Consider the following 23,994-nt stretch of genomic DNA (forward strand, 5'->3'; position numbering starts at 1 on the left):
TCCACCTGGCACCCTCGGACTATGGCCACGCCGCGCCAGGGACATCAGGGGGACCCCTACGCGCGGGACCCGGGGGAGTTCCAGATCCCGTACTCCTGGGTCCCTGAGCCGGACGCGCCCACCGGACGGCACGCGGACGGACCGGGCCCCGGCCGCTCCGCCACCCCGCGCCGCCGTCGCGTACGACGCGGCGCCCTCGTGCTGGTGGTGGTGCTCGGCCTGGGCACGTCGGCGGCCGCCGCACTCAGCCGCGAGGCCCTCCCGAACGACTGGCTGCCCGCCTGGGGCGTGGGACCGTTCCCCGACCGCACCCACACACCGCACGCCTCCACCGGTACGCACACGACCACGGCAGCGGCAGGGGGAGGAGACACCCCGTCGAACACCGACACCCCCTCGGTCACCGACACCCCTTCGGACACGGACACACCCTCGGGCACTGACACCACACCCGGCACGGAGACGGATCCCGGTACAGGAACCGGCACGGCCACCGACAGCCCTTCGCCCTTCGTCACCCCCTCCGGTACGCCGGTCAGCTGGGCGGATCTCGAAGTGGGTGACTGCGTGGCCGGACGCGAGGCCCGCTCCACCGCGCTGCGCGTCGACTGCGACGAAGCCCACCACTTCGAGCTCTTCGCCACCGCCCCGCGCTACCGAGCCGACACCTACCCGGGGGACACCCTCGCCCAGGCCCAGGCGCGACAGCAGTGCGCACAGCGCTTCACGGCCTTCACCGCCGCCTACCTCGGCACGGACGAGCTGAGCTGGACCGCGGGCACCGTCAGCCGTACGTCCTGGAGCCTGGGCCGCCCCGTCGTCTGCTACCTCATGGAACGCTCGAAGAGAGCGCTGTACGGCTCAGCCGTGACGGACGCACCCGGCTTCGACACCTCCGACTGACCTGCCCACCAGGGGGCAGGCCCGTCGGACCCGCGGGTCCGTCATGCCCGAAGATGGCGGATCACCGCGAGCACCCGACGGTTGTGGTCGTGCGACGGGGGCAGCCCCAGCTTGTCGAAGACCGACGCCACATGCTTCTCCACCGTGCCCGCCGACACCACGAGGGCCTGCGCGATCGCCGCGTTCGATCGGCCCTCCGCCATCAGCTTCAGCACCTCCCGCTCCCGCTCGGTCAACGACGCCAGCTCCGCCGCCCGATGGCTTGCCCCCGCGAGCTGAGTGACGACCTCCGGGTCCAGGGCGGTGCCGCCCGCCGCCACGCGCTCCAGGGCGTCGGTGAACTCCGCGATGTTGGCGACCCGGTCCTTGAGCAGATAGCCCACCCCTGCCGAGCCGTCCGCGAGGAGGCGCGTGGCGTACTTCGTCTCCACGTACTGGGAGAAGAGCAGCACCCCGGTGCCCGGGTGGGTACGGCGGATGTCGATGGCGGCGCGCAGGCCCTCGTCGGTGTGCGACGGCGGCATCCGGATGTCGACGACGGTGACGTCCGGCCGGTGCTCGGCCACCGCCCCGCGCAGCGCGTCCGCGTCCCCGACGGTGGCACACACCTCATGGCCCCGCTCCATGAGCATCTGGGCCAGCAATTCCCGCAGTACAGCGGCGTCCTCGGCGATCACTACACGCATGGCGGCATGCTCTCACGCGTGCATCGGCAGCTCGACGACGGCTGTCGTCGGTCCGCCCTCGGGGCTGTGGACCAGCAGTCGGCCGTCCACGGGCCGCACCCGCTGGACGAGGCCGGTGAGCCCGCTGCCCGCGCCGATCGTCGCACCGCCCCGGCCGTCGTCGACGACCTGGAGCCGCAACATCCCGTCGTGGCACTCGTCCACCGTCAGGATCGCCTGCGTGGCACCGCTGTGCTTGATCACATTGGTGAGCAGCTCGGCCGCGCAGAAGTACGCGATGGTCTCGATGGCGGGGGTGGGACGTCGGGGCACATCGGTGGTCAGCTCGACGGGGATGCTGCTGCGGGCGGCGAGCGTGGCGAGCGCGTCCGGCAGACCGTCGTCGAGCGCGGGCGGGTGCAGCCCCCGGGCGAGGTCGCGCAGCTCGGTGAGTGCTTCCGTGGCGTTCCGGTGGGCCCCGTCCACGAGTTGCCGTACGCGGACCAGGTCGATGGAGCCGCCGTCACCGGAGGGAGCCGGTCTGTCGTCCGCGCCCGGCGGGCCGAGGCGCTCCTTGATCATGTCGAGGCTCATGGCCACCGCGACGAGCCGGACCTGCGCCCCGTCGTGCAGGTCGCGCTCCAGGCGGCGCAGCAGCGCCACCGAGTCGTCGACCGCGAGGGCACGGGTTTCCTCCAGGTCACGCACCCGGTCGGCGAGTTGACTGGTGCCCAGCAGGGCGCGCAGCAGCCAGCGGTCCGCCCCCACCACCAGACGCGTGGGCCAGGGCGCTAGCAACAGCAGCACCACGCCGAGCGCGAGGGCCCCGAACGTCCCGGCGAAGGTGTCCACGGTGAGTCCACCGGCCGGAACGGGCGTGAGGACGGGCATGCCGTCGTCACCGGGGCCCGGCTGCTGTCCGAAGACCGCCCACCGCAGCGGGGCCGTGACATTGACCAGACCGGTCAGCCACCACAGCACCGCGTACATCCCGAGCGCGCTCACCGGCAGTTTCACCAGGACGTAGGACACGGCCCGCCATCCCGCGCCGTCCCGCAGCCCCGCGTCGAGCCGTCCGAAGAGCCCCGTGCCCGCGAGCGGCCGCTCCAGGGCCGGCAGTCGCTCGCCGAGGAACGCGGAGGCCATGCGCCGGTGCACCCCACCGAGGGCCCGGGCCAGCCGCACCCCCGTGACGAGGATCAGGACGCCGACGACCGCGCCCAGCAGCGACACCGTCAGGCCCGCGCCCAGGGCGAGCAACACGGTGAGGACCACACCGCCCACCAGGCCCAGCGGAAAGGCGAGCAGGCAGTACGCCACTTCGCGCCAGGCGCGCCGGGTCAGCGGTGCCCGCAGCACCATGAGGAGGCAGGAACGTGCCCGGGCGGCGGGGGAGGGCGAGCGGGAAGGGGTCTTGCTGGAGTCGTGCATAGTGATCATTTTCCCTGTCAGGCGTCGCGTCGGGCCAGCAGCCGCGCACCCACGCCGAGGACGACGGCCGTGTACAGGCACAGAACGGCGAACCCGGTCCATGGCGCGAGCATGTCGGAGACGGGCTTGGCGACCGCCAGGGAGTTACCGGCGATCATGGTCGGGAAGTACTGGGCCACGGCGGGGCCCGATATGCCGCCGATGAGCGCGGGCAGGACGAACGTGACGCCGGCGAGCGAGGCGATGGCGCTCGCGGTGTGCCGGGTGATCGCGCCGATTCCCACGCCCATGAGGCCGATCATCCCCAGATAGGCGCCGGACATCAGCACGGCCCGCAGCACCCCGGAGTCCCCGATGCCCGGCCTCGGCACCCCCTCGGCGAGCGCGGCACGCCCCGCGAAGAACGTCAGGAAGGCGACGGCCTCGCCCATCAGGAGCACCACTCCGCCGTACACGGACGCCTTGGCGGTCAGCAGGAGCCGACGGTCCGGGACGGCGGCGAGCGTGGAGCGGATGGACCCGGAGGAGTACTCCCCGGTGACGATGAGGACGCCGAGGATGCCGATGAGCAACTGGCCGAGAGCGACACCCGCGAGGACATTGTTCGTCGGGTCGAACGCGGCAGCCTTGTCCGGCGACGGCGCCTTGGTGTTGGCCATGGTGACCACGCCGATCGTGACCATACTGACCACGGTGAGCAGCAGCGCGTAGAACGTTGAGCGCAGGGTCCGCAGCTTGACCCACTCCATGCGGGCGGCCTGCCGGAAGCCGTAACTCGGGGCGACGGGGGCGGTGGTCATCGCGGGTTCCTCTCGGTGTCGGTGGGTTTGGTGACACCGTGGAACGGGTCGGGATGTGCGGGATCGGTGGCACGCTGGGGCCGCCGGGCGGCGGTGTGGGTGGTGACGCCGCGGTATTCGGCGGAGCCGCTGGTCAACGCGAAGAATGCCTCTTCGAGCGAACGGCCGTCCGCGGTGAGCTCCCGCACCGAGGTGTCGGCGAGGAGCCGCCCCTGCCCGATCACCACCAGATGGTCGGCGGTGAGTGCCATCTCGCTGATGAGATGGCTCGACAGCAGGACGGTGCGGCCCTCGGCGGCCAGGGAGCGCATCAACTCCCGGATCCAGCGCACGCCTTCCGGATCGAGGCCGTTCACCGGCTCGTCGAAGAGGAGCACCTCCGGATCGCCCAGGAGCGCGGCCGCGATCCCCAGCCGCTGGGCCATGCCCAGAGAGAACGTCCCCGCACGCCGCCCGGCGACGTCGCTCAGGCCGACGACAGCCAGCACTTCGTCCACTCGTGCCCGTGCGATGCCACCGCCCGCGGCGAGTGCCGTCACGTGCGCCCGCGCGCTGCGGCCCGGATGGAACGTGCGCGCCTCCAGGAGCGCCCCCACTTCACGCAGGGGCCAGCCCAGCTCGTCGTACGTGCGTCCGGATATCCGGGCCCAGCCGGTGTCGGGCTTGTCCAGGCCCATGATCATGCGCATCGTGGTCGACTTGCCCGAGCCGTTCGGCCCGAGGAAGCCCGTCACGGCTCCGGGGCGCACCTCGAAACTCAAGGCGTCCACGGCAGTGGTGAGCCCGTACCGTTTGGTGAGCCCTTGGACCTCGATCATCACAACTCCTGCGGCAAGCCCGGCCTGCGCCCGGCGTGGTCAACACACCTCACGCTAGGCCGCCCACCAGCACCGCAGTAACGGTGATTTCCTCCGACTGACCTGGGGGTTTTCCCCCAGACGCCCACCACCGGACGCCCACCACGGCGGCAGCGACCACGACGGTGGTGACCACGGCGGTGGCGATCACGGCGACAGCGACCACGACGGTGGTGACCACGGCGGTGGCGATCACAGCTGTCACACGACGGCCGCACTCACCGACTCCGCCGTCACACCCCCCACAATCCGGCCAACGAGCCCCCTGCGCGCCGCTCCCGCTCGTGTGGGTGATGGACGGGCGTACGGCGTGGACCTCACGATCCGGAGGTGTCCGGACGAGTATCGGCGAGCACCTGAGCGTGCTCGCGGCACCGTGCTCGCGACACGAGGAGTGGAACCATGACGTACCCCAAGACCGCCCTGCGCATCGCCCTGACCTGCGTGCTCGCGCTGGGCCTCACCGGCATCGCGCAGACGGGCGGCGCGACCGGGTCGAGAGCGGCGGCCGATGCCCGAGAACCCGCCTGCCCGCCGCCCGGCGGCGGAAGCTGCTACTTCGAGTACTACGGCGACAACGGCGCGCGCACCATCGAGTTCGACCCGGAGGTCGGTGCCTGCTACAACACGTCATCAGCGGGCGCTGTCCGTGGGACGAACAAGACCAACCGCACGGTCCACCTGTGGCCCACCAGTAACTGCTCCGGCAGCGCGACCGCCCTGGTCAAGCCGGGCTTCTCCTGGAACGACCCGTCCCACCACTACTACTCGTTCCGGCCGATCCGCTGACGCCGGGACCGGGCGGGCGCGGGGCCCGGCGGAAGCCGCGGCCCCGCGCCCGCCCGGGCCGTCTCAGCCGAACTGGCCGACCTTGTAGTCGCCTCCGGGGTTCGCGGTGATGACGTTCAGGCGGTTGAAGGCGTTGATGAGGGCTATCTCCGCCACCAGCGCGGCCAGTTGGTCCTCGTCGTAGTGCTTGGCCGCGTTGGCCCAGGCCTCGTCGGTGACCCCGCCCGCCGCGTCGGCGATGCGGGTGCCCTGCTCCGCGAGCTCCAGGGCGGCACGCTCGGCCTCGGTGTACACCGAGGCGTCCCGCCAGGTCGCGAGGAGGTTGAGGCGCGTGGGGGTCTCCCCGGCGTGCGCGGCCTCCTTGGTGTGGATGTCGGCGCAGAAGCCGCAGCCGTTGATCTGGCTGGCGCGCAGGGCCACCAGCTCGCGGGTCGCGGCGGGCAGCGCCGAGTCGGCGAGCGCCCTGCCCGCCGCGGAGAGGTGCTTGAGGGCGTTGCCCGAGATCGGGTTGGTGAGGAAGTTGAGACGGGGTTCCATGGTGATCTCCTAAGTAGGCGCGGCGGAGGCATGGCCGCGCCGAGTCGATGAGCCGCTGCTCGTGGGACCGGATGCGTCCCGTCGCGGGGCCGAACGCGTCCCACGAGTACGAGCCGTGCTCGCTCCACTCCTCCGACGAGGCAGCCCTTGGAGATGTGAGGTCCCGAGCCGATCTCACATTTCGGCGTGCTGTTTCGTCGTAGGGATGACGGCGGAGACGGCCAAAGGAGCGGCGACACCATGAGCACCCCGAGCAGCGAGAGCAGCGACACCCTGGGGGCCCCGTACGAGCCCCGGGACGACCGGCTCGACCCGGGCCTGAGCGCGATCATGAGCGAGCGGCGGCAGCTGATCAATGTCGCGTACCGGTTGCTCGGCTCCCTCGCCGACGCCGAGGACGTCGTACAGGAGACGTACGCCCGCTGGTACGCGATGCCACGGGAGCGGCGGGACGAGATCGCGTCGCCCGGCGGCTGGCTGACGAGGGTCGCGAGCCGCATCTGCCTCGATCTGCTCGGCTCGGCGCGGGCCCGGCGCGAGAGCTATGTGGGCCAGTGGCTTCCGGAGCCGGTGCCGGACCACAGGGAGTGGGCCGACGCGCGGTCAGGCGGCAGGGCGGCCGATCCGGCCGACCGGGTCACCCTCGACGAGTCGGTGAACATGGCGTTCCTCGTGGTTCTGGAGTCGATGACTCCGGCCGAGCGCGTGGCGTTCGTCCTGCACGACGTCTTCCGCTACTCCTTCGCCGAGGTTTCCGAGATCGTCGGCAGGACACCGGCGGCGTGCCGCCAGCTGGCCTCGTCGGCCCGTCGCCGCATCCGCGCCGCGGACGCGCCCGCGCCGACCCCGGCGGCGCAACGGGCGGCCGTCGTCAGGAGCTTCAAGGAGGCGTGGGAGGCCAAGGACATCGGCGCGCTCGTCGGCCTCCTCGACCCCGACGCCGTGGGTGTCGCCGACGGCGGAGGCCTGGTCAGCGCCGTGCCGCTCACCGTGGGGAGCGAACACGTGGCGCGTCAGCTCGTCATGATCATCAACCGGGTGCCGGACCTGACGATCCTGGAGCGGACGGTCAACGGCGAGCCCGGCCTGGTGATCGAACACGAAGGCGCCGTCGCGTCGGTGGTGGCGTTCGACTTCGCGGGCGACCGGATCAGGCGCTTCTGGTCGGTGCGGAACCCCGAGAAGCTGCGGCCCTGGACGACGGGCTGAGGCAGGCGGGAACCCGGCGGGGGCTCAGTGCTCGATCGAGTCGATCAGCTCCCGCGCCCCCTGCCGCAGCAGGGTCACGGCCACCGAGGTGCCGAGCGTCGCGGGGTCGAGGGGGCCCGCCCACTCGTGGGCGTTGAGGACCCGCTTGCCGTCGGGCGTGAAGACGCGTGCGCGCAGCGACAGATCGCCCCCCGCGTCGCAGCGGGCGTATCCGGCGATCGGCGAGTTGCAGTGCCCCTGGAGCACGTGCAGGAACATCCGCTCGGCCGTGGCCTCGCGCCAGGCGTCACGGTCCCCGAGCCCGCTCACCAGGTCGATGGTCGCGACGTCGTCCTCGCGGCACTGGAGCGCGAGGATCCCGGCGCCGATCGGCGGGCACATCGTCTCCACGGACAGCACCTCGGACGCCAGGTGCATCGAGTCGAGCCGCTCCAGGCCGGACACGGCGAGCATCAGGGCGTCGGCCTCGCCCGCCGCGAGCTTCTGCAGTCGGCGGCCCGCGTTGCCGCGCATCGGTACGCACGTCAGATGCGGGTGGGACGCGGCGAGCTGGGCGACGCGGCGCACGGACGACGTGCCGATGCGGCTGCCCTGCGGCAGTTGGTCGAGCGTGAGCCCGTCCGGGTGGATGAGCGCGTCGCGGATGTCGTCCCGCTTGAGGAACGCGGCGAACGTCGTGCCCTGCGGCAGCGGCCGGTCCGCGGGCACGTCCTTCACGCAGTGCACGGCGAGGTCCGCCTCACCGGCAAGCAGCGCCGCGTCGACCTCCTTGGTGAACGCGCCCTTCCCGCCGAGCTGTGCCAGGTCACCCATCCAGCGGTCCCCGGAGGTGGTCACGGGCAGGACCTCGGTACGGACTCCGGGATGCAGGGCGGCGAGTTCGGTGCGTACGCGCTCGACCTGGGCCAGGGCCATGGGGGAGGAGCGGGAGACGATGCGGATCAGCTCGGGAGCGGACATGACGTACACGATAGGCCCTCGCGGACACGCTCCCGGCACCGGCGCGTCATCTAACTGGGCTACGGCACCTGGCGATTGACGGACGCGAACCGTCCGCTCTCACGGCGCCGGGCGCACGGACCCGGCCACTCCGGGGGCGCGCCCCCGTGCCGAAGAACCATCCAGGTGGAGGACAGGACCGGGCGCCCGAAGACCCGGCCCGTAGCACCCCCAAGGAGGCCGGTGGCTCGGCCTCGTAGTCATCAGGCAAGCCCGTGAGGACCCTCCACCCGCCGTCGTGGAACGTCAGGACCTCTCCGCCCCGCGCGATCTCTGTCCGGATCCCGTACGCGGGCAGGTGTCGGCAGCCCGTCTCACGTGGGCCGTCGGCCGCGCTCGTCGCCCTCGCCGCCGCACACGCCCGGCTCCAACGGCGGAGCCGACACCGCTACATTGGCCTTGCAGTGCGGTTCGTTGCCCGCCTCGGCGTGCCAGTCCGCGGGGCGCGGCCGGACGAAGGCCGCCGCCGCGAGCGCCGCGAGGACGAAGAGGCCCGCGCAGCCCCACGCCGCCTTGCCGAAGGCCGTGTCCAGCGCGTCGGGATCCGCGTACGCCGTGCCGCTCAGGCCCACGGCGAGCGGCAGGGCCGCGACCACGAGGAGTTGGGCGATGCGCGCGGCCGTGTTGTTGACGCCGCTGGCGAGCCCGGCCCGGGAGGCGTCCACCGAGGCGAGGACCGTCGCCGTCAGGGGCGCCACGAACACGCTCATGCCCACGCCGAGGACGACGACCGCGGGCAGCACGTCGGTGGCGTACGAGGAGCGGGGGCCGATCCGCAGCATCAGCAGGGCCCCGGCGGCCGCGACGAGCGGGCCCAGGGTGAGGGGCAGACGCGGTCCGACGCGCCGGGCCAGGTCGCCCGCCGACGCCGAAAGGAGCAGCATCAGGACGGTGATGGGCAGCGTCGCCGTGCCCGCCTGCAGCGCGTCGTAGCCGAGGGTCGTCTGGAGTTGGACGGGCAGCAGGAACAGGATGCCGCCGATGGCGGCGTACAGGCACAGCGTCATGACGTTCGCCGCCGAGAACAGGCCGGAGCGGAACAGGCCGAGCGGCAGCATCGGGTCGCGGCGCCGGTGCTCGACGGCGAGGAAGGCGGCGCCCGCGAGCAGGCCGCCGATCCCCGGCAGGACGGTGGCGGCGACCGACGCGTCGCCGGACGCGCCGATCAGCGCGAAGCTCACGCCCGCCAGGAACAGCGCCGCGAGCACGGCGCCCGGCACGTCGAACCGCTGGGTGGCGGTGTGCTCGTCGCGGCTCTCCGGCACGTGCCGGGCCGCCAGGAGGACCACGGCGGCCAGGGGAATGTTGATGAGGAAGATCCAGCGCCAGCCCGGCCCGTCGATCAGCCAGCCGCCGAGGAAGGGCCCCACCGCCCCGGCGACGCCGCCGAGGCCCGACCAGGCGCCCACCGCCTTGGCCTGGTCGTCGGGCCGGAACGAGGACCGCACCAGGGCGAGGGAGCCGGGAGTGAGCAGGGCGCCGCCCACCCCTTGCAGGGCGCGCGCGGCGATCAGCGTGCCCGCGTCCTGGGCGAGCCCGCACAGCGCGGAGGCCAGCGCGAACCACACCACGCCGATGACGAGCGTGCGCCGCCGCCCGATGCGGTCGCCGAGCGCGCCGCCGAGGAGCAGCAGCGCGGACAGCGTGAGCATGTAGGCGTTGACCACCCACTGGAGGCCGGAGATCGACGCGTCGAGGTCGCGGCCGAGGGTGGGCAGGGCGACGTTGACGACCGTGCCGTCGAGCATGGCCATCCCGGAGGCCAGCACCGCGCACGCGAGGACCCAGCGGCCGCGCGGCGAGGCCAGGGCCACACCGGCGTTGTCGTCCGCGGAGGCCTTCTCCCCGCTCATCCGTGCCCGTTCACATGTGGACCGCGCCTTCGCTCAGGTGTCCGCCCGCGGGACGGCCCCTGCGGTACAGGACGAACGTCACGACCAGTCCGATCGCGAAGAAGAGGGCCGACCACCAGTACGCGGTCTCGTAGCTGTGCATCTGCGCCTGGGCCTGGACGGCGGGCGTCGGCTTCTTACCGGTCAGATAGTTGGTCGCGGCGCTGGTGGCGAGGGTGTTGAGCAGCGCGGTGCCGATGGAACCGCCCACCTGCTGGGTGGTGTTGACCATCGCGGAGGCCACGCCCGCGTCGTGCGCGGCGACGCCGGAGGTGGCCATGCTCATCGCCGGGGCGAAGACGAGGCCGAGGCCGAGCCCCATGACCAGGAGCGGCGGCAGCACGTGTGCTCCGTAGCCACTGGTCGTGTCGAGCGCCGTCAGCCAGACCATGCTCGCCGCCGAAAGGCCCATGCCGAGCGGCACGATGGGCTTGGCGCCGAAACGCGGCACGAAGACGTTGGTCGTGAGGACGGACACCACGACCATCACCGCGACCATCGGCAGGAACGCGAGACCGGTCTTGATCGGTGTGTAGCCGAGGATCTGCTGCATGTAGTACGTGAGGAACAGGAACACTCCGAACATGCCCGCGCCGGAGATGAACATGGCGAGGAACGACGCGCCGCGGTCCCGGTCGAGCACCACCCGCAGCGGCAGCAGGGGATGCGCGGCCCGCGTCTGCCACCAGGCGAACGCGGCGACCAGGACGACGCCGATGGCGAGGAAGCCCCACGTCATCCAGTCGCCCCAGGCGTGCGTCTCGGCGTTGGAGAAGCCGTACACGATGCAGAACAGGCCCGCGGAGACCAGCAGGGTGCCGGGCACGTCCAGCTTCGGCCGGTCCGGCGGCGCCCCCGGGTGCAGCAGCCGGGCGCCGCCGACGATGGCGACCGCGGCGAAGGCGAGGTTCACGTACAGGCACCAGCGCCAGTCCAGGTACTCCGTCAGTACGCCGCCGAGCAGCAGCCCCACCGCCGCGCCCGACCCGGCGACGGCGCCGTAGATGCCGAAGGCCTTGGCGCGCTCGCGCGGGTCAGTGAACGTGGTGGTGAGCAGCGAGAGCGCGGCGGGCGCGAGCAGCGCGCCGAAGACACCCTGGAGGGCGCGGGCGAGCACCAGCATGGTGAAGCTGGTCGCGGCACCGCCGAGCGCGGAGGCGAGCGCGAACCCGGCGAGCCCCGCGATGAACACGGCCTTGCGGCCCACCAGGTCCGCGATGCGTCCGCCGAGCAGCAGCAGGCTGCCGAAGGCGAGGGCGTAGGCGGTGACGATCCACTGCCGGTTGCCGTCGGTGAAGCCCAGGTCGCGCTGGGCGGACGGCAGCGCGATGTTCACGATCGTCGCGTCCAGGACCACCATGAGCTGCGCGATGGCGATGACCGCGAGGATCAGCCAGCGGTGCTCGTGCTTGCCGCCCGTGTGGTACGCGGTGTGCGCCGGGGGCGGAACGGCCGACTGCGGCGTCGGGTCCGCCGTGTGCGCGATCGGCTCCGCCCCGTGGGGTAGCGGGTCCGGGGTGTCCCGCGGCGCGGGCTCGGGGCCGGGCGTGTGATCCATGGTGGCCTCCAGACCCCCCGCCTCGAAAGACACCCCCGTCACACGCTAAGCGCCCCGTGCGGGCGCCGCGACCTGGGCGGGGAGGGGGCCGGGACCGCCGCTGGGGCGGGGGCGTGCCGCCCCCGCCCCGGCCCCGGCGACGGGCCGTTCGCGCGGCGCTCAGTCCACGTCGATGACTTCGGAGGTGCGCGGCTCGGCCACCGGGGCGCGCTCGTCGGGGCGCTCGGTGGGGGCGCACTCCCGCTCCCGCACCCGGTCGTCCCGGCGCCGGGACACACCGCCCGCGAAGGCGGCGATGGGCTCCACGAAGCGAGCCGTGAGCGGCCCCGCCACCACCAGGATCAGGACGTACGCCGTGGCCAGCGGGCCGAGCGACGGCTCGATGCCCGCGGAGACCGCGAGCCCCGCGATCACGATCGAGAACTCGCCGCGCGCCACGAGCGCGCCGCCCGCCCGCCAGCGCCCCTTGACGGAGATGCCGGCGCGCCGCGCGGCCCAGTACCCGGTGGCGATCTTCGTACAGGCGGTGACGACGGCGAGCGCAAGGGCGGGAAGGAGCACTGGAGGGATGCTCGCCGGATCGGTGTGCAGGCCGAAGAAGACGAAGAACACGGCGGCGAACAGGTCGCGCAGCGGCGCGAGGAGGGTGTGCGCGCCCTCGGCGGCCTCGCCGGACAGCGCGATGCCGACGAGGAACGCGCCGACGGCGGCGGACACCTGCAACTGCTGTGCGATGCCCGCGACGAGGATGGTCAGACCGAGGACGACCAGGAGCAGCTTCTCGGGGTCGTCGCTGGAGACGAAGCGCGAGATGAGGCGGCCGTAGCGCACCGCGACGAAGAGCACGGCGCCCGCCGCGCCGAGGGCGATCGCGAGGGTGAGGCTGCCCGCGGCCCAGCCGACCCCGGCGAGCAGGGCCGTGATGATGGGCAGGTAGACGGCCATGGCGAGGTCTTCGAGGACCAGGATGCTCAGGATCACCGGGGTCTCCCGGTTCCCGAGCCGCCCCAGGTCGCCGAGCACCTTGGCGATGACGCCCGAGGACGAGATCCAGGTGACTCCGGCGAGGACGACCGCGGCGACCGGACCCCACCCCATCAGGAGGGCGGCGGCCGCCCCCGGCACCGCGTTGAGCGCGCAGTCGACGATCCCGGCCGGGTACTGCGTCTTGAGGTTGCTGACGAGATCGCTGGCCGTGTACTCCAGGCCGAGCATCAGGAGCAGCAGGATGACGCCGATCTCGGCGCCTATGGCGACGAACTCCTCGCTGGCGCCGAGCGGCAGCACGCCGCCGGTGCCGAACGCGAGCCCCGCGAGGAGGTACAGCGGGATGGGGGAGAACTGGAAACGCCCGGCGACCCGCCCGAGCAGGCCGAGCGCGAGGATGATGGCACCGAACTCGATCAGTAGGACAGCAGAGTGCACGCGCTCACTCCCTGCCGAGTATCGTCGCGGCGCTCTCCACGCCCTCGCGGGTGCCGATCACGATGAGGGTGTCCCCGCCCGCGAGCCGGAAGTCCGGCGCGGGCGACGGAATGGCCTCCGCCCGGCGCAGCACCGCCACGACCGACGTGCCGGTCTCGGTGCGCAGCCGGGTGTCGCCGAGCAGCCGTCCGTTCCAGTGCGAGCTGCCGGCGATCTCGACGCGCTCGGCGACCAGACCGAGGTCGGTGGTGTGCAGCACCGTGGAGCACTGCGGCGCGGGCAGCAGCGCGTCACCGAGCGCCGCCGCCTCGCCCGAGGTGAGCCGGAGCGACAGCGCGCAGGCGTCCGGGTCGTCGGACCGGTAGGCGCTGAGCGTGCGCCCGCCGTCCCGGTGCGCCACGACGGACAGCCGTCGCTGCTCACGCGTGGCGAGGTCGTAGCGCGTACCGATGCCGGGCAACGGAGTGCGGCTCAAACGTGAAGCGGACACAGCTCTCCCTTGGTGCTGGTGGGTGACTTCGTGTTCATGCCACCCTATCGGTCCGGATTTTGCCGATCCTTGGCCGGTACTTGGTGGTACGCGGAGGGAGGTCGTGGGCGGTGGCACGGGTGCGGGGGGCCGCGCGGCCCCAGGCGCCCCGGCTCCCGGCGGACGCCTACGCGTCGGCGGACACCACGCTGTCGTACGGCTCCGCCGCGACCACCAGCACGCCCCGCTCCCCGCCGACCGGCAGCGACGCCCGCCGGATCAGCGGCTCCCACTCCGAGGGCCACACGGTGGCCGCGTCCCACTTGATGCCCTCCAGCTGAACGCCGTCCAGCCTGGCACCCCGCAGATCGGCCCCGACGAAGTCCGTGCAGGCCCGTTCCACGTCACTGATCGCGCGGCAGAGGGTCACGGCCTGGTCGTGGGCGTCGGCCAGGTCGTCCACGAGGTCCTGCGCCACGACGTCGGCGCCGAGCGGATAACCGGGCACGGTGACATGCTCGCCCGTCCTTTCCCGGTCGTCCGGTCCATCCCCTGCATCCCGCTCATCCGGCTCGTCCATGAGGCAGGGCGCGAGCTCCTCGTCGAGCAACAGCCGTACGTCCCGTACCGCCCGGACGAGCTGTTCGGCTCCCGGCGCGAGGAAGTCCTCCACAGCGGCCAGGTAGCTCCTGCCGATCACGGGGGAGGCGCGCCGCCGGGGTGAGGGCGGGAGCCGCACCTGGGCGAGGCGCGCGTCCAGGCGGCGGACGGACTCGTGCGCCCCGGCGGGCGCCGTGTCCGCCTCCAGGAGTTCAGCGAGGCACCGTGCCTCGCGCAGCGCGGCCCGCAGGGAGTCCAGGAGGCCCACGGGGCCGAAGGAGTGGGCGATGCGCAGCGCCTCCAGGCGGTACTTCAGGCGCACCGCCGCGGGCCGCCGCAGCAACGCGTTGTCGGCGGGTGCCTCCTGCCCGTGTGCCGCCCTCGGCTCCCCGGCGGCCTCGCTCTCCCGGTCGAGCCGCGTGGTGACGGCGAGTTCGGTCTGCCGGTACGTGGTCGCGAGCATCCGGTCCAGGGCGAGGTCGGGGTCGCGGAGCTCGGGCGGGCCGCCCTGCCCCATGATCCGGTCGTGCACGGCGATGCCGACGCGACGGTGCGCGGCGGCCAGCAGGGCGTCGAGCGCGTGGTCGGCCGCGCGCGTGCCCTCGTGGCCGGGGCCTTTCGGGGACTCCCGGTCGCGGCTCGTCGTACCCCCGTCGTGGCTCATCGCTGCCCCTCGTGTACGTCGCCGATGCCGGCGCCCGCCAGGCCGAGGCCCGCCCGGAGCGCGGCCCTGGCCCGCGCCAGGTTCTGCCGGACGGCTGCCTGGGTCGTCCCCATCGCCCGAGCGCTCTCCTGCGTGGTGAACCCGTCGAGGTGCCAGGCCATGGCGGCCCGCTGCTTGGCGGGCAGGCCGAGCAGGAGGGCGGTGACGTGCCGGGCCTCCTCGCCGAGCTCCGCCGCGTGCGCGGGCGTCTGCCACCGCACGAGCACGCGCGGCTCCGGCGGCTCCGCGCAGCTGTCCTCCAGGCTGACCTGCTGCGCCACCCACGAGCGCCAGGCCACCGTGCGCAGCCAGGCCTTGGGGTAGCGGATGGCCACGCCCGGCGCGCACATCTGCGTGAACGCGTCCTGCGCGGCGTCCTGTGCCTCGTTCCAGGAAGCCCCGTGGAACAGCAGGAACCGCACCAGGGCCGGGTACTCGGTCTCGTGCAGCTCCTCGGCCAGCTCCCGGCCGGGCAGCGCGACCGTATCGGCCTCCAGCGGCCGTGGCGGGCTCAGCTCAGCGCCGGCGGCTTCCTCCACGACGGCCACCCCCGATCGCCGGGGCCGAGGGGCGGCCGGGGCGGGCCGCCGCGCGCCCGGGTGTCCGCCGCGCCGCGGCGACGACCTGTACGTGATGGCCGTCGCGGGACTCCCGCAGCGACGCCCACGGGGCGGTGCAGCGCACCCGCTCGGTCAGGGCCTCGTGGGTGATGCGTGCCAGCTCCACCTCCCTGCCGAGCCACAGGCGGACTGTCTTCACCACGCCGCTGACGACACTGACGAGCACCGTCGCCACTGCCCCGGCCACCACAGGATCCACTCGCGTGCCCTTTCTCGTCTCCGCACCGCCACCGCGCGGCGCCGCACGCTCAACAGTGGCCCTGTAGCGGGGAGTTGTGACATCGCGCTGGTCACCTGGCGGCGACGGGCGAAGGTGGGCACAGCACGACGCGGCGCCCCGGTTTCCCGGGGCGCCGCGTCGTCACGCACGGGAGGTCTAGAGGGCGCCCGCGCCCTTCGCGACCTCGCCGACCTTGCCTGCGGCCCTGGTGGCGTCGGCCTTCTTCAGCTTCCCCGCGGTCTCGTCCACCGTGCCGACGACCTTCTTCACGTCGACGGCGTCGAGCGGGGTCTTGTTCCCGGTGACGGCGGTGTCCAGCAACTGCTGTCCTCCGCCCAGCGGTTCGGCGGCGACGGCGGGAGTGACGGCCCCGAGGGCCATCGCGACGCCGACGACACCGAAGGCGGCCTTGGCGATCTTCACGATCGTTCTTCCTTCCCGGCAGCGGCGGCCTGCGGAACGCGACGGACATGCCGTCGGAGCGTCGAGGTCGGACACTCATCTCGCCCTGCCGCAACCCGTAACCGTTCCTCGGCCGGAAAGGTGACCGTTCGTCACCCGTTCGGCCGTGTCCCGCCACCGAGCGGCTCGTAGGCGCTGATGACGTACAGGGCCTCGTCGTCGATCGCCTCCTTCTCCCAGTCCAGGGTGATCCGTGCCGGGTGCCCGTCGGCCGCGTACTCGGTCTCGGCCGTGTGCGCCTTCTCGCGCTCGGCCTGCTCGACCTCGTCCAACAGCTCGCCGATGGTGGGCACTTGCTCGGGCAGCTCCTTGACGACGCGGCGCCCGCTGTCGTCCAGACCGACCGCCTCGCTCACCTTCCCGTCGCGCACCGTCACGCGGAACGTCCCGATCAGCGCCCGCTCGCCCGCACCCGACCTCAGCGTGTACGCGTACGAGGACGGCTCCTGCCAGCCACCCCCGCCCGCCGGGGCGGCGGGCGCGGGCCCCGCTTTCCGGACGATCGCGGCGGGTTCGTCCCCACAGGCGGCAGTCGTGCCCGACACCCCCACGACCAGTACGGCGGAAGCCAGGAAGCGGACGGGAACACGAGGACGTGCGGCGGTCATGTCGGCCCTTTCGACGACGGATACCGCTGTGACGCCGCCGGGGTCAGGAACGTTCGCGTCCGACATCGGCGACCAGCGCGGCGTAGTCCTTCCGCTGCACGCCGTCGCAGGCCCCCGGGCGCCCCTCGTCACCCGCGGCGTACCGCTCGCGGAGAGCGTGGGCGCAGTCCTGGACGCGGTCGTCGTACGAAGGGTCGTACGAGGGAGGAGCGAGCCAGAGGACGGTCCCCGTGAGGACTCCGGCGACGGCCAGAACACCGGTGGGGATGAGGATCGTGGAGCGGCGCATGGGTCCCCCCGAGGGAGTGTGAGGGCCCCGGAGCGTAGCGCTGCCACGGCGGTGATCGGGCCGGAATGGGCAAGCCCGCCGTGCGGCGGTGACCGGGCGTCGCCCGGTCACCGCCCTGCACGCCGTGTCCGCTGCCGCCGACGTCATTTCCTCGCGCGGCCCGGGCCCCAGCACCTGTAGGCGACCCGGGCCGCGCGAGCGCGGTGACGGCGAGCGGGGGTGACGGCGCGGCTGTGCTGCCGTCCGCAACCACTCGAAACTGACAGCCGTATGTCTTTCTACCGGCTCGGCAGGGAGGAGGCCGTGCCCGTGAGAGGGTTTTCTCTGACCGGTTCTGACTGGGAGAGCGCTCTCGTCCCCGGTGTTCAGACGGCTGGCGGGAGCTGCGCCGGAACGGTCTCGTGCCCGTTCCGGGCGCCGAGTTCGCCCGGATGGTGCCCGCCTGTCGGTGCCGTGACATCGTGGTGCCATGGTCATCAAGGTGCGTCCGGCGTCCGCGTACGAGGACGTTCGCACGCTGGTCGGTCCGAAGACGCCGGGGGCGAACGTCTGCTGGTGCCTGAGCTATCGGATCCCGTCCAAGCTCAACAACGAACTCCGCGGGCCCGCCCGGGGCGAGTACGTGGCCGAGCTGTGCCGCGCCGACCCGCCGCCCGGGGTGATCGCCTACGACGGTGACGAGGCGGTCGGCTGGGCCGCCGTGGCGCCGCGCGCCGACACCTCGTTCGCGCGCAGCCGGAAGATCCCGTACGTCGACGACCTGCCGGTGTGGTCGCTGTGGTGCCTGCGCGTCCGCCCCGGCCACCGCAAGCAGGGCATCTCGCACGCCCTGATCGCCGGTGCCGTCGCATTCGCCCGCGACCGGGGCGCGCCGGCGATCGAGGCGTACCCGCTCGACAACGGCGACGCGCGGGTCGACCTCACGATGGCCTACGCCGGGATCCGCAAGAACTTCGAACGCGCCGGGTTCACCCATGCCGCCGACACCACCTCGGTGCTCGCCGGGCACCCCCGGGTCGTCATGCGGCTCGACCTGCGCTGAGGGGCCGGACGCGACCGCGGAGGGGATTCGGTCATTTGCCTGGCGCGATGACGTTGTTTCGGGGGAGTTGACGGAGCGGCGTCGAGAGCTGGTTAGGATCACGGCGTGGTTACGGCTTGGTCACCCCGGCGCATGGCGCGGGACCGTGCTGGAGCGGAATCCCGTGGTACGACGGGTCCGCTGCTGCGGCTCCTGGCGCTCGCCGCGCTGCTGTTCGCCGTGGCCCTTGCACACGGGGCGAGCCCCGACAACGCCGGGGCGCACCTGGCCACCAGCGCCGTGTCCGTGACGGGCGCGGCCGCGGACGCGCCCGCGAGCGAGCCCGAGGCGGCCGCCCCGGCCGCGGACGACGGCTGCCACGGGGAGCACGGCTCCGTGCACCCGGACGAGCAGTGCGCCTCCGGACAGCCCGCACCGGGACCGGCCCTCAGCGCGCCCTGCCTGGCCGCCTCGGTCGGACAGCAGGGTGCTCCCGGACGCCCGCCCGCGAGCCGCGCCTCCGGCGCGTACGCATACGCGCTCGCACCCTCCGTGGCCCTCAAGTCCTCCGTGGTCCAACAGGTTTAACCCGCGACGCCCGGCCCCCGGGCCCGCCCTCCGTCCGCAGGCACGCCCGTCTGTCCCTGGACGGCGGGAGCGGCCGTCGCCGGAGGCCGATCGTTCCCCCACACCCCCCACTCACATCCGTCGTCGCCCCTGCACGGCCGCCGCCGTCGCGGAGGCGCACGACCGGAGGACCCGTGTCCGTATCCCCCCGCGTGCCCGCCTGCCCCCGAAGGCGGCGCACACCGTGGCGGCGCAGGATCGCCGTTCTCGTCCGCGGCACCCTGCTCGCCGTCATGGTGCTGTGCGCCCTCGTCCACGGACCGCTCGACGAGAACCACGGACCCCAGCGCCCGCCCGTCGCGGCCATCACCGCCGTTCCCAGTGCGGAAGACGCCGCTCCGCACAGCCCCCACCAGCACCACGGATCCGAGGAGTGCGCTCCGGACGGCCCCCTGCGCGCCCCCGCCGCCCCGGCAGCGGACCCCCCGCCCGCCGGAGCGGGAGCCCCCGCCGCAGCGGCGGCCTGGGTGGTGCTCGCGGCGCCGAGGCCCCGCGCGGCACAGCGGCGGCGAAGAACACGAACGGGCCGGGCAACTCTCGTCCGCACGGCCCGGTGGCGCATCTAGACCGCTCGCCCGCAGCCGCACCCCCGGCTGCCGCGCCCGCGGCCCCGCGGACACGGACCGCCCGTCCGCCGCGAGACCGCGACGCGAGATGAACACGCACCGCGCATTCGTCGAGCGAGAGCGAAAGAGATGCAGTCACCGATGAACATCGCCAGGACGACCGACCGTTCCGCCCTGTCGGCCCTCGTGGGGGACACACCGCTGCTGCGCGTGTCCGAGCCCCTCGCGCCCGCCGGACACGGCTTCTGGGCGAAGCTGGAAGGCTTCAACCCCGGCGGCATCAAGGACCGGCCCGGCCTGCACATGGTGGAGCGGGCCCGTGCCCGGGGCGAACTGCGCCCCGGCGGCCGGATCATCGAGTCCACCAGCGGCACCCTCGGCCTCGGCCTCGCCCTGGCCGGAATGGTCCACGGCCACCCCGTCACCCTCGTCACCGACCCCGGCCTCGAACCGTCCATGACGCGCCTGCTCACCGCCTATGGAGCGAGCGTCGACATCGTCGCGGAACCGCACCCCACCGGCGGCTGGCAGCAGGCCCGCCGCGACCGCGTCAGCGAACTGCTGCGCGCCCACCCCGGCTCGTGGTGCCCCGACCAGTACAACAACCCCGACAACACCAGCGCGTACACCCCGCTCGGCCTCGAACTGGCCGCCCAGCTCGGCCACATCGACGTCCTCGTGTGCAGCGTCGGCACCGGCGGCCACTCCGCGGGAGTCGGCCGGGTCCTGCGCCAGCTGTACCCGGACATCGAGATCGTCGGCGTCGACACCATCGGCTCGACCATCTTCGGCCAGCCCGCCCGGACCCGCGTCATGCGCGGCCTCGGCTCCAGCATCTACCCCCGCAACGTCGCCTACGACACCTTCCACGAGGTCCACTGGGTCGCCCCGCACGAGGCCGTGTGGACCTGCCGTCGCCTCGCCGCCTCCCACTACGCCACCGGCGGCTGGAGCGTCGGCGCCGTCGCGCTCGTCGCGGGCTGGCTCGCCCGCACCCTGCCCGCCGACACCCGCATCGCCGCGATCTTCCCCGACGGACCGCAGCGCTACCTCAGCACCGTGTACGACGACGACTACTGCGCGCGGCACGGGCTGCTCGACAGCCCGCCGGCCGCCGAACCGGAGGTCATCGGCCGCGCCGACGAGAAGGAGGTGCACCGCTGGACCCGGTGCGCCGAGGTCGTCGACCCGCTGACCCTGGCCGCGGAGCCGGAGGCGGGCCGGTGAAAGCCACCCTCGTCCAGCTGCGGTCCTACGAGCGCAGCGTCCAGCTGCTGATGGTGAATCAGTTCACCATCAACCTCGGCTTCTACATGCTGATGCCCTATCTGGCCGCCCACCTCTCCGGCACGCTCGGCCTGGCGGGCTGGCTCGTCGGCCTGGTCCTCGGCGTACGCAACTTCAGCCAGCAGGGCATGTTCCTCGTCGGCGGCACGCTCGCCGACCGGTTCGGCTACAAGCCCCTGATCGTCGCGGGCTGCGTCCTGCGGACGGTGGGCTTCGCGACGCTCGGCCTGGTCGACTCGCTGCCCGCGCTGCTCGCCGCGTCGGCCGCCACCGGTCTCGCGGGCGCGCTGTTCAACCCGGCGGTGCGCGCGTACCTCGCGGTGGACGCGGGAGAGCGCAGGGTCGAGGCGTTCGCGCTGTTCAACGTCTTCTACCAGGCCGGAATCCTGCTGGGCCCGCTGGTCGGCATGGTCCTCACCGGGGTCGACTTCCGCATCACCTGCCTGGTCGCGGCCGCGATCTTCGCCCTGCTCTCCGTGGTGCAGATCCGCGCGCTGCCGGTCCGCGGCGGACAGCGTGCCCAGGGCACGGGGGAGCGCGTGCTCACCCAGTGGCGGGGCATCCTCACCAACCGGCCGTTCCTGCTGTTCTCCACCGCCATGATCGGCTCGTACGTCCTGTCCTTCCAGGTCTATCTGGCGCTGCCCCTGGACGTGCGCAGGCTCGGCGGGGACGGGCAGTTCGGCACCGTGGCGGTGGCGGCGCTCTTCGCCGTCAGCGGACTGAGCACCATCGTCGGCCAGACCAAGGTCACCGCCTGGTGCAAGGCCCGCTACGAACCCGGTGAGGCCCTGGTGAGGGGACTCGCGGTCATGGGCGTCGCCTTTGTGCCGCTGCTCCTCGCCACCGCGCTGCCCGTGCCCGGGTCGCGCATCGGGCTGTGGGCCCTGGCCGCCGTGCCGCCCGCGCTCGCGGCGCTGCTCCTGGCCCTCGGCACGATGATCGCCTACCCCTTCGAGATGGACACCATCGTCCGCCTCTGCGGCGATCGCCTCGTCGCCACCCACTACGGCCTCTACAACACGGTCTGCGGAGTCGGCATCACGCTCGGGAACCTCCTCACCGGCGCCGCCCTGGACGCCGCCCGCGAGGCGGGGCTCCCCGCGCTGCCCTGGGCCGCGCTGCTCGCACTCGGCCTCGGCTGCGCGAGCGCGCTGTACGGCCTGCACCGCACTGGCCGATTGGCGCCGCCCGCGCCGCGGCCCGCGGCGGCCTGACCCACTGACCCGTGGCGGACGGGGGCAGACGTCGTCTGACGCCTGCCCCCGGCAGGCCGCGCCATCCCACAGGAGTGCCCCATGTCCACCTCCGACCCGACCGAGCCCGGCCCGACTCCACCGCGCCTGCGCCCCTTCAGGGCCGTGCGCTACGACGAGGACCGCGCCGGTGACCTGTCCGCGCTCGTGGCCCCGCCCCACGACGACCTCGAACCGGCACACGCGCGTTCCCAGCGCGTGCGCCCGCACCACATCGCGCGCCTGATCTACGCGTCCGACCCGCAGGCCGCGGCGGGACAGCTCCAGCGCTGGCTGCGACGCGGCGTACTGCGGCGCGACGAACACCCCGCCCTGTACGTGTACCAGCAGCAGCGCGGCGCCCGGATCCTGCAGCGCGGAGTGATCGGCGAACTGCCGATCCCGCACCCGGGGGGCGCGGCCCGGGACCTGCTGCCGCACGAGGACGTGTCCGCGCACGTCGTACGCCAGCGGGCCGCGCACATGGCGGGCCTGCGTGCCCAACTGGAGCCGCTGCTCCTGACGTACCGCGGCACGCGGTCGACGGCCACGCAGATCACCCACCACATCACCCGGCGCACCCCGACGGCCGTGGCCCGCGTCGGCGACACCACCCACCTGGTGTGGGCGTGCCACGACGAGGCCGAGACGGCCCTGCTGAGCGCGGGCGTGGAGACCGGCCAGGCCCTCATCGCCGACGGCCACCACCGCCACGCCGCGTGCCTGCGCCTGGGCGCGGAGCGGAGCGGTCCCTGGGCCAGCAGTCTGGCCCTGTTCGTGGACACCGTCGCGTATCCGCCGCGGCTCGCCGCGATCCACCGGGTGCTCCCCGGGCTCGATCCGGAGAAGGCGGCGTCCGCGGCCGCCGAGGTCGCCCGCGTCCGGCGACTGCCGCAGGGGCCGCGTCCGCCCGGGCCCGACGAGATGGTCCTCGTCGGCGGAGGCGGCGCCTGGGCCGTCAGCGATCCGGAACCCGGGGCCCTGCGCGACGCCCTCGCCGGGCGGCCGCCGCAGTGGGCCGCGCTTCCCTCGGCCGTCAGCGACCATCTGCTGATCGGCGTCGCGTGGTCGGTGCCGGAGCTGCCCGGCGCCGTACGCCACCACCACGACGCGGCCGGGGCCGTCGCGGCGGTGGCCGCGCCGGGCCGGGGCAGCGCCGTGCTGCTGCCCGCGCTCGGGGAGGAGCGGGTGCGGGAGTTGGCACGCGTCGGGGTGCTGCTGCCGCGCAAGTCCACGTCGTTCGGTCCGAAACCGGCGATCGGCCTGGCCCTGCGGGTGCTCGGCCTGTCGTGACGGCTGTCCTTCAGCCGTTCCCCGCAACGCCCCGCCGAGCCGTGGCACAGCCCGTACGCGGACGTCATGGCTCCAGCACACGGGCTCGCCAAGCTGGCGGCATGACGGCGACGGCACCGGCTCCGCGCCGGACGCGGGGGGCGGCGTGAAGGACGGACACATGCCTCGAAGGCGAGGGCCGCGGGGGAGATGACCCCGGGGTGACGACGAGAGGCGCGACCTGATGCCCGACCGTGGGGAACACGGTCGGGCATCGTCGCGCCGGGACCGTGCCGCGAGCTACCGCGCGTCGACCAGTACGCGGCCGTCGGTGGGCGTGTGCGCTGCCGCGCCGCTGCGGTACGCGGCTTCGACCCGTGCCTGTTCGGCGGCGTTGGGAACCGCGTTCTTGCAGGAGACCCCGCCGGTGGAGCCCGACATCAGCTGCGAGCACGGGCCGGGCTTGGTGTCGGGAAGGCCCAGGTTGTGGCCGATCTCATGGGCGGCGATGCGGGTCTTGTCGTAGCCCTGGGTGACGGCTTCCTGGCCGAGTTGGACGACGCCACGGCCGCCGGGGCGTACCGGGCCGAGGGTGGCCTGCGGCCAGCCGCTGGTGGCCACGAGCTGGATCTCGGCGCGGGTGCCGGGCGCGGCCTTGACCAGCTTGACGTTGTCGACGTTGGAGTTCCAGGAGGCGACACCGGCCGTGATCGCGGCCTCCCAGCCCGCGGCCCGGGTGTCGTCGTAGCGGAGCGTCACCACGGCGGACGCCTTGCTCGTGCGGGCGGGCTCCGGTGTGGCCAGGGCGTGCGCCGTCGGCAACGCCGTGAGGACGACCGCCGCCGCGGTGCCGGCTATTCCCAGCCGTATGTAATGCCGCATTGCTGTCCCTTCATTCGTGAGGCCGGCCCCTCGGGAGCCGGAACTGTGGGGGGTGTGGACAGGCTGTA

The 23,994-nt window shown here is 73.3% G+C and carries 26 protein-coding genes; 8 read left to right on the forward strand and 18 right to left on the reverse strand.

Features of this window, described 5'->3' with window-relative positions:
• Window positions 1–21 precede the first annotated feature (21 nt).
• Window positions 22–903: a septum formation family protein gene (locus tag MQV74_RS38930; protein ID WP_242728218.1), complete on the forward strand. Its 882-nt coding sequence runs from the start codon at window positions 22–24 to the stop codon at window positions 901–903.
• 41 nt (window positions 904–944) lie between these two features.
• Here MQV74_RS38930 and MQV74_RS38935 read toward each other — a convergent pair whose 3' ends face one another.
• The 5 genes from MQV74_RS38935 to MQV74_RS38955 are packed head-to-tail and all read right to left on the reverse strand — an operon-like array spanning window position 945 to window position 4,861.
• A complete protein-coding gene (locus tag MQV74_RS38935) occupies window positions 945–1,589 on the reverse strand; it encodes a response regulator transcription factor (protein ID WP_242728219.1) in 645 nt (214 codons plus the stop codon).
• 12 nt (window positions 1,590–1,601) lie between these two features.
• On the reverse strand, window positions 1,602–2,999 hold the full coding sequence (locus MQV74_RS38940; RefSeq protein ID WP_242728220.1) for a sensor histidine kinase: 1,398 nt from the start codon (window positions 2,997–2,999) through the stop codon (window positions 1,602–1,604).
• 17 nt (window positions 3,000–3,016) lie between these two features.
• Window positions 3,017–3,799, reverse strand: coding sequence for an ABC transporter permease subunit (locus MQV74_RS38945; protein ID WP_242728221.1), 783 nt, complete (start codon window positions 3,797–3,799; stop codon window positions 3,017–3,019).
• Window positions 3,796–4,617 (reverse strand): ABC transporter ATP-binding protein, encoded by an 822-nt coding sequence (locus MQV74_RS38950; protein ID WP_242728222.1) that lies wholly within the window; start codon window positions 4,615–4,617, stop codon window positions 3,796–3,798. Before MQV74_RS38950 ends, MQV74_RS38945 begins: the two co-directional genes overlap by 4 nt.
• Before the next feature lie 49 nt (window positions 4,618–4,666).
• Entirely contained in the window at window positions 4,667–4,861 is a 195-nt protein-coding gene (locus MQV74_RS38955; RefSeq protein WP_242728223.1) for a hypothetical protein, read from the reverse strand.
• A 197-nt stretch (window positions 4,862–5,058) separates the two neighbouring features.
• On the opposite strand from MQV74_RS38955, the gene MQV74_RS38960 reads away from it, so the two are divergent.
• A complete protein-coding gene (locus tag MQV74_RS38960) occupies window positions 5,059–5,445 on the forward strand; it encodes a hypothetical protein (RefSeq protein WP_242728224.1) in 387 nt (128 codons plus the stop codon).
• A gap of 63 nt (window positions 5,446–5,508) precedes the next feature.
• Here the strand turns inward: MQV74_RS38960 and MQV74_RS38965 are convergent, their stop codons facing one another.
• Window positions 5,509–5,982 (reverse strand): carboxymuconolactone decarboxylase family protein, encoded by a 474-nt coding sequence (locus MQV74_RS38965; RefSeq protein ID WP_242728225.1) that lies wholly within the window; start codon window positions 5,980–5,982, stop codon window positions 5,509–5,511.
• A 240-nt stretch (window positions 5,983–6,222) separates the two neighbouring features.
• Between MQV74_RS38965 and sigJ the strand changes: the two genes are divergently transcribed.
• On the forward strand, window positions 6,223–7,191 hold the full coding sequence (sigJ, locus tag MQV74_RS38970) for an RNA polymerase sigma factor SigJ (RefSeq protein WP_374120761.1): 969 nt from the start codon (window positions 6,223–6,225) through the stop codon (window positions 7,189–7,191).
• Between the two features lie 24 nt (window positions 7,192–7,215).
• Here the strand turns inward: sigJ and hemC are convergent, their stop codons facing one another.
• From hemC to MQV74_RS39025, 11 genes are all read right to left on the reverse strand, one after another.
• On the reverse strand, window positions 7,216–8,151 hold the full coding sequence (gene hemC / locus MQV74_RS38975) for a hydroxymethylbilane synthase (RefSeq protein ID WP_138965169.1): 936 nt from the start codon (window positions 8,149–8,151) through the stop codon (window positions 7,216–7,218).
• Between the two features lie 353 nt (window positions 8,152–8,504).
• Window positions 8,505–10,043, reverse strand: coding sequence for an MFS transporter (locus tag MQV74_RS38980; RefSeq protein ID WP_242728226.1), 1,539 nt, complete (start codon window positions 10,041–10,043; stop codon window positions 8,505–8,507).
• A gap of 10 nt (window positions 10,044–10,053) precedes the next feature.
• Window positions 10,054–11,640, reverse strand: a complete 1,587-nt coding sequence (locus MQV74_RS38985) for an MFS transporter (RefSeq protein WP_242728227.1) — start codon at window positions 11,638–11,640, stop codon at window positions 10,054–10,056.
• A 159-nt stretch (window positions 11,641–11,799) separates the two neighbouring features.
• The gene (locus tag MQV74_RS38990; protein ID WP_242728228.1) at window positions 11,800–13,065 is read right to left on the reverse strand and encodes a cation:proton antiporter; all 1,266 of its coding nucleotides are present in this window, start codon (window positions 13,063–13,065) and stop codon (window positions 11,800–11,802) included.
• 4 nt (window positions 13,066–13,069) lie between these two features.
• Window positions 13,070–13,555, reverse strand: a complete 486-nt coding sequence (locus tag MQV74_RS38995; protein WP_138965175.1) for a cation:proton antiporter regulatory subunit — start codon at window positions 13,553–13,555, stop codon at window positions 13,070–13,072.
• A gap of 166 nt (window positions 13,556–13,721) precedes the next feature.
• Window positions 13,722–14,798, reverse strand: coding sequence for a hypothetical protein (locus MQV74_RS39000; protein ID WP_242728229.1), 1,077 nt, complete (start codon window positions 14,796–14,798; stop codon window positions 13,722–13,724).
• Window positions 14,795–15,376, reverse strand: coding sequence for an RNA polymerase sigma factor (locus tag MQV74_RS39005; RefSeq protein WP_242728230.1), 582 nt, complete (start codon window positions 15,374–15,376; stop codon window positions 14,795–14,797). Before MQV74_RS39005 ends, MQV74_RS39000 begins: the two co-directional genes overlap by 4 nt.
• A complete protein-coding gene (locus MQV74_RS39010; RefSeq protein WP_242728231.1) occupies window positions 15,354–15,656 on the reverse strand; it encodes a hypothetical protein in 303 nt (100 codons plus the stop codon). The genes MQV74_RS39005 and MQV74_RS39010 overlap by 23 nt, the downstream gene beginning before the upstream one ends.
• 177 nt (window positions 15,657–15,833) lie before the next feature.
• Window positions 15,834–16,100: a hypothetical protein gene (locus tag MQV74_RS39015; protein WP_138965182.1), complete on the reverse strand. Its 267-nt coding sequence runs from the start codon at window positions 16,098–16,100 to the stop codon at window positions 15,834–15,836.
• A 131-nt stretch (window positions 16,101–16,231) separates the two neighbouring features.
• Window positions 16,232–16,747, reverse strand: a complete 516-nt coding sequence (locus MQV74_RS39020) for a DUF6174 domain-containing protein (RefSeq protein ID WP_242728232.1) — start codon at window positions 16,745–16,747, stop codon at window positions 16,232–16,234.
• A gap of 43 nt (window positions 16,748–16,790) precedes the next feature.
• Window positions 16,791–17,036 carry a hypothetical protein gene (locus tag MQV74_RS39025; RefSeq protein ID WP_242728233.1) on the reverse strand — a complete coding sequence of 82 codons (246 nt, stop codon included), beginning with the start codon at window positions 17,034–17,036 and terminating at the stop codon, window positions 16,791–16,793.
• Between the two features lie 469 nt (window positions 17,037–17,505).
• On the opposite strand from MQV74_RS39025, the gene MQV74_RS39030 reads away from it, so the two are divergent.
• The 5 genes from MQV74_RS39030 (at window position 17,506) to MQV74_RS39050 (ending at window position 23,065) form a co-directional block, all read left to right on the forward strand.
• Window positions 17,506–18,078 carry a GNAT family N-acetyltransferase gene (locus MQV74_RS39030; protein ID WP_242728234.1) on the forward strand — a complete coding sequence of 191 codons (573 nt, stop codon included), beginning with the start codon at window positions 17,506–17,508 and terminating at the stop codon, window positions 18,076–18,078.
• 105 nt (window positions 18,079–18,183) lie between these two features.
• Window positions 18,184–18,645, forward strand: coding sequence for a hypothetical protein (locus tag MQV74_RS39035; protein ID WP_242728235.1), 462 nt, complete (start codon window positions 18,184–18,186; stop codon window positions 18,643–18,645).
• Between the two features lie 746 nt (window positions 18,646–19,391).
• Window positions 19,392–20,477 carry a PLP-dependent cysteine synthase family protein gene (locus MQV74_RS39040; RefSeq protein ID WP_242728236.1) on the forward strand — a complete coding sequence of 362 codons (1,086 nt, stop codon included), beginning with the start codon at window positions 19,392–19,394 and terminating at the stop codon, window positions 20,475–20,477.
• Window positions 20,474–21,754, forward strand: a complete 1,281-nt coding sequence (locus MQV74_RS39045) for an MFS transporter (protein ID WP_242728237.1) — start codon at window positions 20,474–20,476, stop codon at window positions 21,752–21,754. Before MQV74_RS39040 ends, MQV74_RS39045 begins: the two co-directional genes overlap by 4 nt.
• 81 nt (window positions 21,755–21,835) lie before the next feature.
• The gene (locus MQV74_RS39050; RefSeq protein WP_242728238.1) at window positions 21,836–23,065 is read left to right on the forward strand and encodes a DUF1015 domain-containing protein; all 1,230 of its coding nucleotides are present in this window, start codon (window positions 21,836–21,838) and stop codon (window positions 23,063–23,065) included.
• A 279-nt stretch (window positions 23,066–23,344) separates the two neighbouring features.
• On the opposite strand, the gene MQV74_RS39055 is transcribed toward MQV74_RS39050, so the two are convergent.
• Window positions 23,345–23,926 carry a snapalysin family zinc-dependent metalloprotease gene (locus MQV74_RS39055; RefSeq protein WP_242728239.1) on the reverse strand — a complete coding sequence of 194 codons (582 nt, stop codon included), beginning with the start codon at window positions 23,924–23,926 and terminating at the stop codon, window positions 23,345–23,347.
• Window positions 23,927–23,994: the final 68 nt, after the last annotated feature.

Origin of the sequence: Streptomyces sp. AN091965 (assembly GCF_022698285.1) — a bacterium.
Lineage (GTDB): Bacteria > Actinomycetota > Actinomycetes > Streptomycetales > Streptomycetaceae > Streptomyces.